The organism is Pseudomonas sp. R1-15, from assembly GCF_051132085.1.
Classification (GTDB): domain Bacteria; phylum Pseudomonadota; class Gammaproteobacteria; order Pseudomonadales; family Pseudomonadaceae; genus Aquipseudomonas.
The window spans coordinates 4912452-4927462 of sequence record NZ_CP071660.1 but is presented as its reverse complement, the minus strand read 5'-3'; the positions used below and the strand labels follow the sequence as shown (position 1 = coordinate 4927462).

11 protein-coding genes are annotated in these 15011 nt (G+C 61.1%); 4 read left to right on the top strand and 7 right to left on the bottom strand.

Annotated elements, in window-relative coordinates:
* The first annotated feature begins 96 nt into the window (after nucleotides 1–96).
* Entirely contained in the window at nucleotides 97–549 is a 453-nt protein-coding gene (locus J3P97_RS22205) for a MarR family winged helix-turn-helix transcriptional regulator (protein WP_434571933.1), read from the top strand.
* Nucleotides 550–584: 35 nt separating this feature from the next.
* The gene (locus J3P97_RS22200) at nucleotides 585–1286 is read left to right on the top strand and encodes a hypothetical protein (protein WP_434672776.1); all 702 of its coding nucleotides are present in this window, start codon (nucleotides 585–587) and stop codon (nucleotides 1284–1286) included.
* Nucleotides 1287–1371: 85 nt separating this feature from the next.
* On the opposite strand, the gene J3P97_RS22195 is transcribed toward J3P97_RS22200, so the two are convergent.
* The 7 genes from J3P97_RS22195 to J3P97_RS22165 form a co-directional block, all read right to left on the bottom strand.
* Nucleotides 1372–1611 (bottom strand): pyocin S6 family toxin immunity protein, encoded by a 240-nt coding sequence (locus J3P97_RS22195; RefSeq protein ID WP_434672775.1) that lies wholly within the window; start codon nucleotides 1609–1611, stop codon nucleotides 1372–1374.
* A gap of 15 nt (nucleotides 1612–1626) precedes the next feature.
* Nucleotides 1627–1860 (bottom strand): DUF7683 domain-containing protein, encoded by a 234-nt coding sequence (locus J3P97_RS22190; protein WP_434672774.1) that lies wholly within the window; start codon nucleotides 1858–1860, stop codon nucleotides 1627–1629.
* 133 nt (nucleotides 1861–1993) lie between these two features.
* The gene (locus J3P97_RS22185; protein WP_434672773.1) at nucleotides 1994–2233 is read right to left on the bottom strand and encodes a pyocin S6 family toxin immunity protein; all 240 of its coding nucleotides are present in this window, start codon (nucleotides 2231–2233) and stop codon (nucleotides 1994–1996) included.
* Between the two features lie 9 nt (nucleotides 2234–2242).
* Nucleotides 2243–2527, bottom strand: a complete 285-nt coding sequence (locus J3P97_RS22180; protein ID WP_434672772.1) for a colicin E3/pyocin S6 family cytotoxin — start codon at nucleotides 2525–2527, stop codon at nucleotides 2243–2245.
* An 11-nt stretch (nucleotides 2528–2538) separates the two neighbouring features.
* Nucleotides 2539–3519 (bottom strand): S-type pyocin domain-containing protein, encoded by a 981-nt coding sequence (locus J3P97_RS22175; protein ID WP_434672771.1) that lies wholly within the window; start codon nucleotides 3517–3519, stop codon nucleotides 2539–2541.
* Nucleotides 3520–3824: 305 nt separating this feature from the next.
* Complete coding sequence (locus J3P97_RS22170) at nucleotides 3825–5327, bottom strand: hypothetical protein (protein WP_434672770.1); 1503 nt, start codon at nucleotides 5325–5327, stop codon at nucleotides 3825–3827.
* A 272-nt stretch (nucleotides 5328–5599) separates the two neighbouring features.
* Nucleotides 5600–6004: a DUF488 domain-containing protein gene (locus J3P97_RS22165; protein WP_434672769.1), complete on the bottom strand. Its 405-nt coding sequence runs from the start codon at nucleotides 6002–6004 to the stop codon at nucleotides 5600–5602.
* Between the two features lie 299 nt (nucleotides 6005–6303).
* Here J3P97_RS22165 and J3P97_RS22160 point away from each other — a divergent pair, with 299 nt between their 5' ends.
* Together J3P97_RS22160 and J3P97_RS22155 are read left to right on the top strand one after the other, a co-directional pair.
* Nucleotides 6304–12408, top strand: a complete 6105-nt coding sequence (locus J3P97_RS22160) for a filamentous hemagglutinin N-terminal domain-containing protein (RefSeq protein ID WP_434672768.1) — start codon at nucleotides 6304–6306, stop codon at nucleotides 12406–12408.
* Between the two features lie 97 nt (nucleotides 12409–12505).
* Entirely contained in the window at nucleotides 12506–14170 is a 1665-nt protein-coding gene (locus J3P97_RS22155; RefSeq protein ID WP_434571943.1) for a ShlB/FhaC/HecB family hemolysin secretion/activation protein, read from the top strand.
* The last annotated feature ends 841 nt before the right edge of the window (nucleotides 14171–15011 follow it).

Genomic DNA, 15011 nt, shown 5'->3' with positions numbered 1-15011 from the left:
CGAGAATTTTGTAGTTGCACTTGCAACTACGTGCCAGAACTTAGCCTGCCGCGCGCTACAATTGCAACTAAATCGATTTCTTGAGAAAGGTGCTGCATGTCATCCAGCGAGCCGGATACCTGGTTCAGATTCGTCAGGGCCCACCGTTGCCTGATCCGCGAAATCGAGCGTCGGCTGGCGGCCGCCGGACTGCCGGCCTACGCCTGGTACGACGCGTTATGGGGCCTGGAAAGCGGCCCCGACGGCGCCCGGCGGATGAGCGAACTGGCCGATGTCATGGCCATCGAGCGCTACAACCTCACCCGCCTGGTGGACCGCCTGGAGGCGGAAGGCCTGGTCACCCGCAGCCGCGCCAGCGATGACGGCCGAGGGGCGTACGCCGCCATCACCGAGAGCGGGAAAGTGCTGCGCAAGAAAATGTGGAAAATCTACGAAGAGGCGGTGGACGAATTGTTCCTGGCGCAGTTCGACGACGACCAGCAGCGAGTCTTCAGCGAAGCGCTGGAGCGTGCGGCCACAGCGGCGCGCAGCAGTGGTCGAGGGAAATAGTCGATGGACTCCACTCAGTGCCGGATAAGCCACCCATGATCAAATGGTTCAAGACCCTCACCCGAACGGATGTCATTGCAACACTCGCCTTGGTCGTCTCCATCGCGTCCGCCTACTTCAGCTACCAGCAATACCAGGACGGCATCGCCAGTCGCAAGACACCGATCATTGTCCGTGTCGGTGCTGAACACGACAAAATCTCGTTCTTCAAGCCCCACGCCGACTTCCCGGTACTCTTCAAACAGCGTTACAAGATCATCCTCACTAACAACAGCTTCAATCCGGAAAGCGTCATTGACTGGCGAATATGGGAGCGCCGGGAAGAGGGCGGCGGGCAGTACATCGGCATGAAATCCAAGCTGCTCGATTCCACGGGAATGCCGATGACCTTGCCATTCCTGATCGCTGCGAAAGAAAGCAAAGTGCTCTTCCTCGACGTTGGCCAGAAAGTCACGCCAGAGGCGTGGGCGGCGGTGGGACCCGCGGTGAGTCTCGGAAAAGAACTGGACTGGTTCGACGCAGACAGGATTTTTGCCGACGCGGGTTATCCACAGTTCGGGCAGCTTGCGCCGGGAGAAAGCTCCCGGTATCAGGACCTGCAAGTCAACCGCTGGACGAAGGGCCCCGCGTACCAGGAATTCCAGTTGAACTTCACCAAGGCCGATGGCTACGAAGTGGCTGCGCAGTTATCGCTGAATGTCAGTGATGTTTATCCACAGGGGGAGGCGGTGCGGTAGTGGTGGGCAAAAGCTGATCCGGCATGATTGCCGTTACCCGTGGCGAGGGAGCTTGCTCCCGCTGGGCTGCGTAGCAGCCCCAATGTTATGGCCGTACCCCGATAAACAAGTCGAGATTTTCAGGTAGTGGTTGCTGTATTACGCATTCTATTTTTCGAACCTGCGCAATGCTTAAGGGCAATTCGCCGACGACCTCGTTCGCCAAGCTCTCCCAGCCCAAAATAGCCATGATCGCTGGCTCAAACTTGGAATCCACGTCGAGTTCGAACTGAATAAAATCGTCCTCGTGGTCTTCATTAAAAAAGCCGGTAATTTCCAAATTCACTCGGTACGTATTTCCTCAATCAATGTTGCAGGTGAGCTGGAAAATATGATCGTGGTCGTAAAATGGTTTGCCGACTAGTACTTCAATAGCCGCGGCTTGGCTGGGGCTCAGGTCATAACCTTCATCGCCACGCTGGGGCGCCGTCCACCCCATGATTTGTTTCAGTCGTACGTCGCAGTTTCCGGGGAGCTCAACCTCAAATGCCAGGAGCTCGCTCGATCTGTCAAAAGCCTCAACAATGTATTTCAAGGTTCCACCTCGTATGTATCGTCCGCCTCTTCGCTGTTCTTGGATTACGCTCTTATTCCGATAAAAAGGTCCAGGTTTTCAGGCAATGTTTGGCGAATAACTTCCTCTGTTTGTCGAACACTTCCATTTCGAGCTAGGCCTCGACTCCGATGTACAGCTTTAATTCTGTTGGTAACGAATATCCAATGAGCTCTGATATTTGATCTGCCTGCTCCACCGCAAGCAACCATTCCCCTGCGGGCATTGCGTAAAAATCCTTATGGCCTAAGAGCTGCACGATTTGATCGTTAAATTTTTTGTCAGGAACAAATTCGAATTTTATTGAGTCATCTTTCTTACTGTCTATTAAAAAACCACTTATACACAAATGCATAATCGCTCCTTATTTCTCTACTCTTCTGCCAGGTTTGGCAGGCTTGGTTTGCTCGCCTGTATCGGCCTTGAACTCCCCTAAATGCGAGCCTTGTTTGTTGTATAGCTCAACGCGCCCGTTTTCGTAATCCCATTCATAAATACGCCCCTTGCGGTCCTTCCAGCGTTTGCGAGCTCCCCCGCCACCTTGTACGTTCGATTTGGAATCTACTTTGAATGCATCAGGAAAAGCAGCCAGCAATTTCGGAGCAGGATGATAACTATGATCCCCACCAAAAGGCCGGGTAAACACCACATAAAGCGACTTCAGCCCGTATCCGCCGGAAACACCAGAATCCAGTCTTCGGCCGTGATGTCTTCCCCCGGCAGCCCATCAATCTGGCTGTCGACATCCTCCGCTATCGGATGGACGAAGATCGTGTCCAGCTGTTTGCCAATATCCTCCGGATAGGTCAGCGGCGGAAGCGAGCCATGCGGGGTCTCCTGGGGCGTCCAGATAAGGGTGACGTCGTTGAGCTTGGCTTCCATGGCGGTCTGGTCGGCGTTCCAGGTCACCTGTACGGTGCGCACCGAGTCGTCGCCGGATGGGCCGCTGTGGATGCCATATACCTGGAGCACGCCTTCGGCATCGCGGCGCAATTGGAAGCGCACGCGGGTGGTGGCGTGGCTCAGGCGGCGTAGCTGGTCATCGGTGTACAGCGTGCCGTCGTTCATCTTGGCCGGGAGCATGCCCAGGACGAAGACGCTGGCTGGGCCGCCGGCGCCGCGTAGCGCCCAGGTCAGGCGCTGTTGCATGATCCCGCCGCCGGCGATGCGACCCAGCGCCAGGTCAGCGCCAAGGGCCGAGGCAATGGCGGTACTCGCCGAGGGCATGAGCATGGCGCCCGCCACCATGATCCGGCCGAAATTCGAGGCCGGTTCGCGGGTGGTGCCGGCGCCTGTGTTGCACCAGTTTTCCGCGCTGCAGGATTTGGCAAACACCAGGTCTTCGCGTGGCTTGGGCTGCGGCCATCGTTCCGGGCGCCTGCGAACCGGTTCAGGCTCCGGTTTCTGGCGCGGCATCGAACCAGCGCCCGAGCCGACGAACGCCATGCTCACCAATAACAAGTCGCCGTTCCTGACGGCCTTGACGATATCGATGCCTCCGTGGATTCTCGAGTGTATTCGAAACTGATCCGGCCCATAGACGGTGAAGCCGTTCATCAGCGCGCTCTCGACCGTAAGCGCGGCAACATCGGCAGCCACGGTCGACTCAAAGCCTTTTTCCCCCCACCTTATCAAGCGCATTGCGTTCCTTTGCGTTTCAAGTAGGCGGGCAATTCTGGTGAGGCGCTCCATGACCGGCAATGCAAGGACCGTTGCGGCATATGTCTGGCCGGTCGCACCGGCGCGCGGGTTTCGCAGGTTGCTTGGCAGCACATTATCCCCCGTGGCGAGGGAGCTTGCTCCCGCTGGGGTGCGCAGCAGCCCCCTGGCGGTGTGTCAGGAAAAAAACGTCGGCAGGTTTGCGACTGCTGCGCAGCCGAGCGGGAGCAAGCTCCCTCGCCACGGGATTGATGTGGTTCAACGGATCGCGGTGCGGCAGCGGTGGCTCACTCGAAGCTCAACACTTCGCAACCCTTGGCCTCGACCATGTCGCTGAATACCGGCAAGCGCGCCACAAACTCCGTCTCGAACGCCAGATACCGATCCTGCGCCGGCACATAACGAATCTCCGGTTTGATCCGCGGCAGGTCCTTGGACGTCAGCTTAAGCACCTGGTTGCTCCGTTGGTTCCACAACCACGCCAGCGTGTGTGTGCCGAAAGTATTGGCGCGATAGCTCCAAACCCACCAGTCGCCATGCCCACGCGCGACGTGTAGTTGTCCATGAAACGTGCGCAATGTGATCACCTGCTTGGGCTGGGTGACCAGCAGGCGGGTGTCCTGGCGCAGCTCACTGCCGAAGCCGTCCAGCGTCGCCTGGGTCTTGGCGCCGGTGATGAAGTTGAAGCGCCACGCCAGCAACACTGTCTCTTGATACCCCGCGTGCTCGAGGTTCTGCCGCGCGCCTTCGCTGAACAGCAGAATCTCGTCACCGCCCAGATACGCCGTGGCTGGCCGCAGCTTGTAGGCTTCGGCTGGCATCGGTTTGGCGGGGACGGCCTGGTGCGGCGGGTCCAGGTTCCAGACCCAGCAGCGCTTCCCGTTGTGCTGCATGAACAGCAAGCGACGGGGGCCGATGGGCAGGATTGTCAGCTCCTCCGAATCCTCGAAGATCACCTCGCTGCTGTCCCCCGTGATCCGCCAGATTCGCGTCAGATGCTCGGGCTGGTAAATGCGCTGACGTTCGAAAATCTCCTCATCCATCACGACACAAGGCTCTTCGAATGCCTGCCATTGCATTTCGGCAGGGCCGAAATCCTTGATGGCATCGCCCCGGAGGACCTCGTATTTGAACCGATCATCCGCACTGTAATCGCCGTGTTTGATCTGGCGCCTCCACAGGCTGCGCTGGGCGTTGGCGTCGATCAGCCGCAGATCGGCGCCGTCCACGCCATCGGTGCGCTGATCGAGCATGTCCTGTTCGGCGGGCGGCCATTGGTTGTAGTCGATCAGAAAGCACAGCCAACGGTCTTCGTCCTGCTCGGTAATCGCGGCCCAGCCGTTGCGGTAGTTGTATTCATGCACATAGGTGGGGCCGGGATAGTCATGGACTTCCTGCAACCACTTGACTTTACCGCGCTTGGGTTTGGCCGGTTTGCGCGCTTTTACCGCAGGTGGCTCGATCAACGTCGCCGTGAACCTGGGCTCCCCGCGAGGGCTTTGCCAATGCTGGGCAAACGCCTCACGCTGATCGGAAGGAAAAATCACCGGCCGATAATCGTCGCCACCGGCATCCAGGTTCCACAAGTCATAACCCTGACCCGCCAACACCGGTGCCAACGCCTCGAAGCAGACCTCGGGCATCTCGTTGGACAGCTCATCCAACAACGCCTCGAACCCCGGGCCGGCAAACACACCGACGTCGGGATAGTAATGCTGCAAGAGCCCGAGCAAGTCGCTGCCCGGTGTTTTCCAATCGATATGAACCAATGGATCAAAACGAGCTGCCATCACGTCTGTTTCCTTATGGTTTCTCTGCGTATCCCAGCTGCACACCACCAACCTCAAGCAAACCAATAAGCCGATTTTGATTGATTGGTCGAGCACAGACTACTGTGGGAGCGAGCTTGCTCGCGATAGGGGCAGGACAGGCAACCTGAATGGCGGCTGGTTTACCGCCATCGCGAGCAAGCTCGCTCCCACAGGTGACAAGGACAGCCACCGACCCCGTGGCGAGGGAGCTTGCTCCCGCTGGGCTGCGCAGCAGCCCCAACCCGGCCCACTCAACGCCCCGGAAACTCCCCCAGATAACAAACCGGCGAACTCGAATCCGCCCGCTTCTCCACCTCGTCCTCCAGCCACCGCGCCAGCACCACTGCATTATTCTCAACCGGCGACTTGGCCGCATAGATCAACGTCAGCTTCCCGTCCCTGGCGATATCCACCAACTTCCACCAATGTTCCGGCCGGGCCGCCAGCTCTCGTCGATACGCCACATCGAACTCGGCAAACGAAACCGCCCCCGCCTTGAACGCCTTGCGCAACTCATGAGAAGGCCCAACTTCTGGCAGCCATGTATCGATCGCCAGCGCATCCTTGCGGCAATTGCGCGGCCACAGGCGATCAACCAGAACCCGCACGCCGTCCTCGGCGCTGGCGGTTTCGTAGGCGCGCTTGCATCGGATCATCAACGTCTGCCTGTCGAAGTGGGACCGCGTCAGCATAGGTCGCCCACGACGAGGCGACCAGCCTCCTTCCAGCGCACTTTACCCACCCTTTGTGAAAAAAGTTCACTCGATCCCTTCAATCAAAAGCCGCGGGCGCTCAAGCAAAGGTGCGCTCCGCAGGCGGCAGAGATGATGGCGCGGAGCACTGTGGGATTTTCGAGCCGTCATCCGTCCGGAGGCGGTTTTCCATTTGATTTGTCGACAGCGAACCGCCTGGTCGTCATGGCACGGCCCGCCGTATTAAGGATGAGTGAACAAAAATGAACAGAGTTTACCGAGTCGTCTGGAATGCCGTGATGGGCGCATGGCAGGTGGCATCCGAGTTGGTCAAGAGCCACGGCAAGGATAAAAGCCGTACATCGCTCAGCCTCGTCATCGGCGTGGGCGGCGGACTTTTCGCCTCGGTAGCGGCGGCGGGAGCGTTGCCCACCGGCGGGAACATCGTCGCGGGTAACGGCAGCATTCAGCAGAATGGCAACAACATGGCCATCCATCAGGGCAGCGACAAGCTCGCGATCGACTGGCAGGGCTTTTCCATCGGCAAAGGCAACACCGTCGAATTCGTCCAGCCTGGCAAGGCGTCGGTCGCCTTGAACCGTGTGCTGGGCTCGGATGTATCGGTGATCCAGGGCGCGCTGAAAGCCAACGGCCAGGTGTTCCTGGTCAACCCCAACGGCGTACTGTTTACCCCCGGCGCACAGGTTGATGTGGGCGGCCTGGTGGCCTCCACGCTCAACTTGAGCACCGAAGATTTCCTCGCTGGCAACTACCGTTTCAGTGGCAACAGTGCCGCCTCGGTGGTCAACCAGGGCAACATCAATGCAGCGCAAGGCGGCACCGTTGCCTTGATCGCCGCAAAAATCGTCAACGAAGGCAATATCACCGCGCACAAGGGCAATGTCCTGCTCGGCGCCGGCAGTGTCGTGACGCTCGACCTGGGCGGGCCGGTGCAACTGGAAGTGAAAGAAGGCGCGCTTCAAGCGTTGATCGAAAACGGCGGCGCCATTCGTGCCGATGCCGGGCGCATCCTGCTGACCGCCCGTGCGGCGGAAACCCTCGCAAGCACCGTCATCAACAACACCGGGTTGATCGAAGCACGTTCCCTGGACATCGGTGAAAACGGCCTGGTCACGCTGATGGGTGACCATGGCGATGTGCAAGTCGCTGGGCGTATCGATGTGTCCTCCGACACCGCCAAGGGCGGCAAGATCGTCGTGACTGGCGAGCGCGTGGCGATCAAGGCAGGCGCCGTGCTCGACGCCACCGGCGCCAAGGGTGGCGGCGAAATCAATGTGGGCGGCAGCTGGCAAGGCAAGGACCCGTCGATCAAACAGGCCAGCCAGACCACCATCGCCGCAGGTGCCGTGCTCGACGCATCGGCCACCGACAACGGCAAGGGCGGTACCGTGGTGGCCTGGTCGGATGTCAAGAAACCGGGCAGCGTGACCCGCGTGGACGGCACCCTGAAAGCCACCGGCGGCGCCAAGGGCGGCGACGGCGGCAAGATCGAGACCAGCGGTGCGAAGCTGGCGGTGAGCAAGGCGGCCGATGCTTCGGCTAAAAACGGCAAGGGCGGCTTGTGGTTGCTAGACCCGGACAGCGTCACGGTGGGGCCGGGTAACGGAGGGTTGACCGGCGGCGCCAACGGGACAGAAGCCACGGTTGGCTTCAACGCGATCGATACGGCCCTGGCCGGCGGCACCGACGTCGCGATCAAGGCTGACAACAGCATCCACTGGAATGGCGACTACACCCCGTCGAGCATCAGCGGCGAGCGGACGCTGACCTTGCAGTCCGGGCACAACGACGGAGGAACCGGCCGCTACGTCTTCGGCAATATTTTCCTCAACGGTGATATCGACGCCAGTGGCGCCGGCAATGGCAACAGCCTGGCATTGATCCTCAATGGCAAGATCGCGCTCAACACCGACGTCAGCTTGAAGAGCAACGGCGGCAACGTCGTGTTTGCCGGCGTGGTGGACTCCGACGCGGTAGCCAACAACCGCCAACTGCGCGTCGATGCCGGTTCAGGTTCGATCATCTTCAGCGACATGGTCGGCGGTAACAGCGCGCTGGGCTCGCTGTACGCGACCACCAGTGGCGCCGGCAAAACCTATATCAACGGCGCGAAAGTCTTCACCAGCGGCGAGCAGGTCTACACCGGCGCCGTCGAGCTGGGCACTTCGCAGTTCCTGAACGCCGACTTCGAAAACGGCCTGGTCGGCTGGCAGACGTCCATCGCCCAGTTCTTCACCGGCGTCACCGTGGTCGACGGCGTGGTATCGCCGGATGACCCGACGCTCCCGACCACCTCGCCAACCAACGGCAATGCGCCGAGTGTTTCGCCTGGCGACCAGGGTGACATGAACTACAAACCGCTCACCCCGGTTGCCGCCGCTGGCCAGGGCAAGGACGGCGGCGCTGCGCTGCTGCTGGGTACCGAGAACAATTCCAACTGCCTGAACGCGCCCGCCGGCTGCATCATGCGCGGCCCTTCGGTCGTGAGCGAGGGCACGGTTTCGCTGGCGGCAGGGGAAGCGGTCAGTTTTGATTACAAACCGGTCGCGGGCGGCGACACCTACGATGTCTTCGGCTATCTGTTGAACGTCAACACCGGCGAATACCAGATCATCCTGAACGAAACGGGTAACGGTACCGGCGCGGTGAATTGGCAAACCCGCACGGCAACGGCTGATAGGGCTGGCACATACAAGTTCGTCTTCGTTTCCGGCAGCTTCGACCAGACCGCCGGCAAGCAGGTCGGTGGCTCGCTGTACGTCGACAACATCAAGACCAACACCTCGGGCAGCAAGGGCCTGCAGGGCAGTTCGATCACGTTCAACGGCAGCCTCAACAGCACCGATAACAACCTGGCCATCAAGGCGGACGATATCAACTTCAACGGTGGCGTTGGCAGCGTTACCGGCAACGGCAGCATCGCCCTTGAAACCAACACCCCGAGCAAGAACATTGCCGTGGGCGGCAGCACCGGCGATGCCCCCGGAGCGTTGGAGCTGACCGGCACCGACATCGGCGCACTGAGCGACGGGTTCACCTCCGTCAAGATCGGTGGCGCGGACATGACCGGTGACATCAATGTCATCGAGCAGACGCGCTTCAACGACAGCCTGGTCCTCGATGCCGGTACCGGCAATATCCACATCAATGACCAACTGACCCTGGCGGACGCACCGGGCACCGGTAACGACGACAACAAACCGGCTCCGGTGCTGGCGTTGCAAAGCAATGGCGGCAAGATCGACCAGACCGCTGGCGGCGCCATTATTGCCGATGGCCTGGTGCTGTTGGGTAACGGTGCCGTCCATGACCTGGACAAAGCCGGCAACGACGTCAATACCATCGCCAGCAACACCGGCACGGTCAGCTTTGCCGATGTCGATGACCTGACCGTTGGCGTTGTGACCATTCCCGACAGCCAGACTCCGGCAAACCCGCAAGGCGTACCGGTTGCCGGCATGACCCAGACCGGTGACCTGAACCTTGTCTCCGACACCCTCACCGTCGGCCAGGCCTTGGTCACCCAGGGCGATACGAGCCTGACCGCCGACGAAATCGATCTCGCCGCGAGCGTCGCCGGTGGCGGCAGCCTCACCCTCCAGCAGAAGACCGATGGCCTGGATATCCACCTGGGCGGCAGCGACGATCCGGAAGTCACCGGGCCAAACGATCCGCTGGTGCTGTCCGACGCCGACCTGGCCAATATCCAGGATGGCTTCGACAAGGTCGTCATCGGTAACGACAAGACGCGCAACATCACCGTCGACGACGAGGGCGCGACCTTCAAGGACGACCTGGCCCTGGTCGCAAACGGCGTCCTGGACCTGCTGGGCAATCTGGCGCTCAAGGACCCCGAAGGCAACGATGAAGACGGCGCCACCGGCAAGGGCCTGACCCTTAGCGTCGACGCGGGCAAAGGCGCGACCCAGGCAACTGGTGCGACCATTACCGCAGACGAACTGGCCTTGCGCGGCGAAGGTGACTTCAACCTGGGCAAGGGCGGGCATGACGTGAGTGTCATTGCCGCGGATGTCGGCAGCCTGAAATTCGCCGGCAACGGCGACCTGACGGTGGGCGTCGTGGACGGCACCGTGGGGATTACCTCCGATGAGGCGGTCACCCTGAAAACCGATCACGACCTGACGCTGGCCAAAGGCATCACCATCGAAAACGGCCCACGGGATGACGCCAACAATGGCGAAACCCGTGCCGACGACATCATCACCCTGGAAGTAGGGGGCAACACCACCCAGTCCAGCGACGTCGGGGCCAAGCTGGATGCCAGTGGCCTGGTGCTGCTGGGCGGCAACTACGAGTTGAACAATTCGGGCAACGTGATCGGCGATATCGCCAGCGAGGCGGGCAAAGTCCGCTTCAACAACAGCGGCGACCTCAAGGTGGGCACGCTGACCGCGACCCATGCCGACGGCACGCAAACCAGCCTCACCGGCGTGAACAACACAGGTGATGTCAGCATCGGCACCCAAGGCAATCTGGCAATCAACGAAGGGCTCGCCACCAGCGGCAACGTGTTCCTCAACGTCGACGGAAAGACCACGCAGGACAGCAACGGCAACATCACTGCCGACGGCCTGGCCCTCAACGGCGGCGACTTCGAGTTGCGCAACAACGGCAACGTAGTGGGTGATATTGCCAGCGAGGCGGGCAAGGTTGCGTTCAACAACACCGGCAACCTGAAGGTGGGCACGCTGACTGAAACCGATGGCAGCGGCAACGTGGTCAAGACCACGACTGGCGTGAACAACAGCGGCGACGTGAGCATCGGCACCCAAGGCGATCTGGCGATTAACGAAGGGCTGGTGACCAGCGGCAACGTGTTCCTGAACATCGGCGGCAAGACCACCCAGGACGGCAACGGCAATATCACTGCCGATGGCCTGGCGCTTAACGGCGGCGATTTCGAGTTGCGCAACAACGGCAACGTGGTCGGTGATATCGCCAGTGAGGCGGGCAAGGTCGCGTTCAATAACACCGGCAATCTGAAGGTCGGCACGCTGACTGAAACCGATGGCAACGGCAATCTGGTCAAAACCACGACTGGAGTGAACAACAGCGGCGACGTCAGCATCGGCACCCAAGGCGATCTGGCGATCAACGAAGGGCTGGCCACCAGCGGCAATGTGTTCTTGAACATCGGCGGCAAGACCACCCAGGATGCCAACGGCAATATCACCGCCGATGGCCTGGCACTCAAGGGCGGTGATTTCGACCTGCGCAATGCCAGCAACTGGGTCGGCGATATCGCCAGCCGAGCGAAGGACGTCAACTTCGTCAACCGCAGCGACGTCACCGTCGGCAGGTTGACCGAGACGGCACTGGACGGCACCCAGCTGGATCAGATCGTCGGCATCGGCAACTCCGGCAAGGTCCAGGTCGTAACGACGACCGGCAACATCACCCTAGCCGAGAACGTCAGCACCACCAGTAACGCTTCCGATGCGATCGTGCTCAACGCCGGTCAATCGGCTTCGGCGGGCGTGGCCGCAGGCGGTGATGTAAAGGCTGATGCCGGCGTGACGGTGTCCACCGGCGTTGGTGGCCGGGCGGTGATCTACACCGGCAGCCTTGCCAGTAGCACCCGGATGGTCGATGTGGTCGGCAATGGCAGCGGCAATTTCCGCTACAACAGCGACGAGCAGCAGAGCAACTTCGGCAGGGCGTTGGGCAACAGCGGCGTGCATGCCGTGTACCGCGAGCAACCGGCCCTGGTGGTTTCAACCAACGGTACGACCACCCAGACCAAGGTGTTCGACGGCAGCACCACCTTCGACGGCGGCGGTATCGGCGGTTATGACGCCAACGGTTTGTGGAACGGCGACACCAAGCAGATGCTCGGCAACCCGCTGTACTCGGTGGGGACTTCCGGCCCGGGCTCGCACCTGATCAACATCGGTGGGCTGGCTGACCTGGGTTACCTGATCGTCAGCAATCCGGCCAACGCCAACCTCACCGTGACCTCCTCCATTGACTATGAGGCCGTCCGGCAGAGCGTCGCCGATGCAACCCGCGTTGGCGCGCAGCAGAATTCGCCGCATGCCCCGGAGCTCGATCCGGCCCAGCCGAAACCGGCTGACTGGTCTGACTACGGCGTCGAGGACGGCGGTCTCCTGCTGGTGGACCAGGGCGGTACTCGGGCGAAGGGCAATGCGGGCAATAGCGGTTCGGCCGCCCAGGCCGAGGACACCGCCAGCGAGCGGGAACTGGCCGGGAACGTCTGCTCCGACGGCGGGGTATCCGCCGGCGGCGCGTGTGCGGCCTATCCGCCGCAGACCGTGTTCGTCGTGCGTGGCGGTGTGCGCTTGCCAAGCCTGGCCATGCGTCCCTGAACCCTGAAATCCACCTTTTCATTTGAAGGAGCCCCCTGGCCACGTCCGCGGACGTGGTCATGGGCTCAGGCAAGCCGAATTTTTCGAGATTGATCCAATGCATAACAAACTGATGTCCTGCGCCGCCGGTCTGGCGTTGTTGTCCACTTCTCCGGCCTGGGCGGCGACCCTGCCGGCACGCCCGATTCCCGACGCCGGCCGAATCCTGCAGGAACTGCCGATTCCGCAGCAGGAGCTGCCGCAAAGCATTCGCCTGGATGTCGAGGCACCACAGCCGGCACAGGAAAAAGTCGGCGGCGCCAAAGTCCAGCTCAACGCCGTGCGCTTCACCGACAACACCCGCATCGACGAGGCCAGCCTGCAACGCGTCGTTGCCCCGGCCATCGGTCAGGCCCTTGATCTGGATGCGCTGCGCGAAGTGGCCCGGCAGGTGACGCTTTACTACCGCGAGCAAGGCTACCCCTTCGCCCGCGCCTACCTGCCGGCACAACGCATGGAAAAAGGCGAGCTGACCATCGCCGTCATCGAAGGCCGCTATGGCAAAGTCACCGCCGTCAACGACGATGCAAAACTGGCCGCCCAGGCGCAGCCGTTCCTGGATGACTTGCAGCCGGGCGACGTGATCGAGCGTGAGCGCCTGGAGCGCAGCATATTGGTGCTCTCCGACTTGCCGGGCGTGGCGGTGCGCCCGGTCATCCGTCCGGGTGAAGCACTTGGCACCGGTGACCTCAATGCCCAGGTGAGCAAAACCGAGGCCTTCGAGGGCAAGGCCACGCTGGACAACCACGGCAACCGCTATTCGGGGCGCAACCGCCTGACGGTACAAGGCGATTGGAACAGCCCGCTGATGTTGGGCGATCGCCTCAGCGCCGCGGTGATGGCCACCGATGAAGACCTGTATTTCGGCAGCCTCGGTTACTCGATGCCACTGGGCACCTCTGGCCTGCGTGGCAACGTCGGTTACGCCCAGAGCTCTTATGACCTGGGCGCCGAATTCGCCGACCTGGGTGCGACCGGTACTGCCGAAGTCAGCAGCATCGGCCTGAGCTATCCACTGCTGCGCAGCAACCAGGCGAACCTCATGCTGGCCGGGCAGTACCAGCACAAGGACCTTGAAGACAAATACGAAGTGCTCGGCCTGAGCTTTGAAAAAAGCAGCAACTCGCTGCCCATCAGCTTGCAGTTTGACGTCAGGGACACTTTGTTCGGCGGCGGCATCACCTACGGCGGCGCAACGCTGACCTACGGTGACCTGAAGCTGGATTCGGCCCTGCGCGAAGGCGACCGTCAGACTGCCCAGACCGAAGGCGATTTCAGCAAAGTGAATGTCGACCTCGCCCGCCTGCAAGCGCTGCCAGCCAACTTCACGCTCTTCGCCCGTTTCCTCGGCCAGTGGAGCAACGACAACCTCGACTCCTCAGAAGATTTCAGCCTCGGCGGTATCGATGGCGTACGCGCTTATCCACAAAGCGAAGGCTCGGGCGACGAAGGCATGCTGACCCAGATCGAGCTTCGCTACCCGATCGACAAGCTCACGCCTTACCTGTTCTGGGACGCCGGCAAGGTGCGCATCAACCACAACGAGTGGGCCGATGAGGAAAACACCCGCAGCATCTCCGGCGGCGGTGTCGGTTTGCGCGCTCAATACGGCCAGCTGTCGTTCGACGCAACGGTCGCGTGGCGCCACTCCGGCGGCGAAGCGCAAAGCGATACACGCCAGGAAAACCCGCAACTGCTCGCTCAGATCGGCTACTCGTTCTGATTGCATAAAGCCCCCGTGGCGAGGGAGCTTGCTCCCGCTGGGCTGCGAAGCGGCCCCTGAACCAGCACCTCGGTGTGTCAGGTAAATTGGGTTTGCTGCTTTGGGGCTGCTGCGCAGCCCAGCGGGAGCAAGCTCCCTCGCCACGGGTTGAGTGAACGGCATTAACTGCGAGGCCATCTCGCCTGTTGGCTTCAACCAAAACTCGCCTGGGCTGATGTCCAGGCACGGCCAATCGTGCTTGCCATCCCTCCGCCGGATCTGAAATAGAAACCGAATCCCTGTGGGAGCGGGCCTGCCCGCGAATCGGCGGTGGCAACACTGTTCATCCAAGGATTCACACTAACCCCGTGGCGAGGGAGCTTGCTCCCGCTGGGCTGCGCAGCGGCCCCTGAACCAGGCACCTCGGTGTGTCAGGAAAATTAGGCTTGCTGCTTTGGGGCTGCTGCGCAGCCCAGCGGGAGCAAGCTCCCTCGCCACGGGTTGAGTGAACGGCATTAACTGCGTCGGCCATCTCGCCTGTTGGCTTCAACCAAAACTCGCCTGGGCTGATGTCCAGGCACGGCCAATCGTGCTTGCCATCCCTGCACCGGATCTGAAATAGAAACCGAATCCCTGTGGGAGCGGGCCTGCCCGCGAATCGGCGGTGGCAACACTGTTCATTCAAGGATTCACACTAACCCCGTGGCGAGGGAGCAAGCTCCCTCGCCACGGGTTGAGTGAACGGCATCAACTGCGTCGGCCATCTCGCCTGTTGGTTTCAACCAAAACTCGCCTGGGCTGATGTCCAGGCGCAGCCAGTCGTGCTTGCCATCCCTCCACCGGATCTGAAATAGAAACCGAA

Bases quoted from the DNA above. Each gene is read 5' to 3' on its own strand.
- J3P97_RS22160 (WP_434672768.1), top strand. From the start codon at position 6,304: ATGAACAGAGTTTACCGAGTCGTCTGGAATGCCGTGATGGGCGCATGG.
- J3P97_RS22185 (WP_434672773.1), bottom strand. From the start codon at position 2,233: ATGCATTTGTGTATAAGTGGTTTTTTAATAGACAGTAAGAAAGATGAC.
- J3P97_RS22200 (WP_434672776.1), top strand. From the start codon at position 585: ATGATCAAATGGTTCAAGACCCTCACCCGAACGGATGTCATTGCAACA.
- J3P97_RS22175 (WP_434672771.1), bottom strand. From the start codon at position 3,519: ATGCGCTTGATAAGGTGGGGGGAAAAAGGCTTTGAGTCGACCGTGGCT.
- J3P97_RS22165 (WP_434672769.1), bottom strand. From the start codon at position 6,004: ATGATCCGATGCAAGCGCGCCTACGAAACCGCCAGCGCCGAGGACGGC.
- J3P97_RS22205 (WP_434571933.1), top strand. From the start codon at position 97: ATGTCATCCAGCGAGCCGGATACCTGGTTCAGATTCGTCAGGGCCCAC.
- J3P97_RS22155 (WP_434571943.1), top strand. From the start codon at position 12,506: ATGCATAACAAACTGATGTCCTGCGCCGCCGGTCTGGCGTTGTTGTCC.
- J3P97_RS22170 (WP_434672770.1), bottom strand. From the start codon at position 5,327: ATGGCAGCTCGTTTTGATCCATTGGTTCATATCGATTGGAAAACACCG.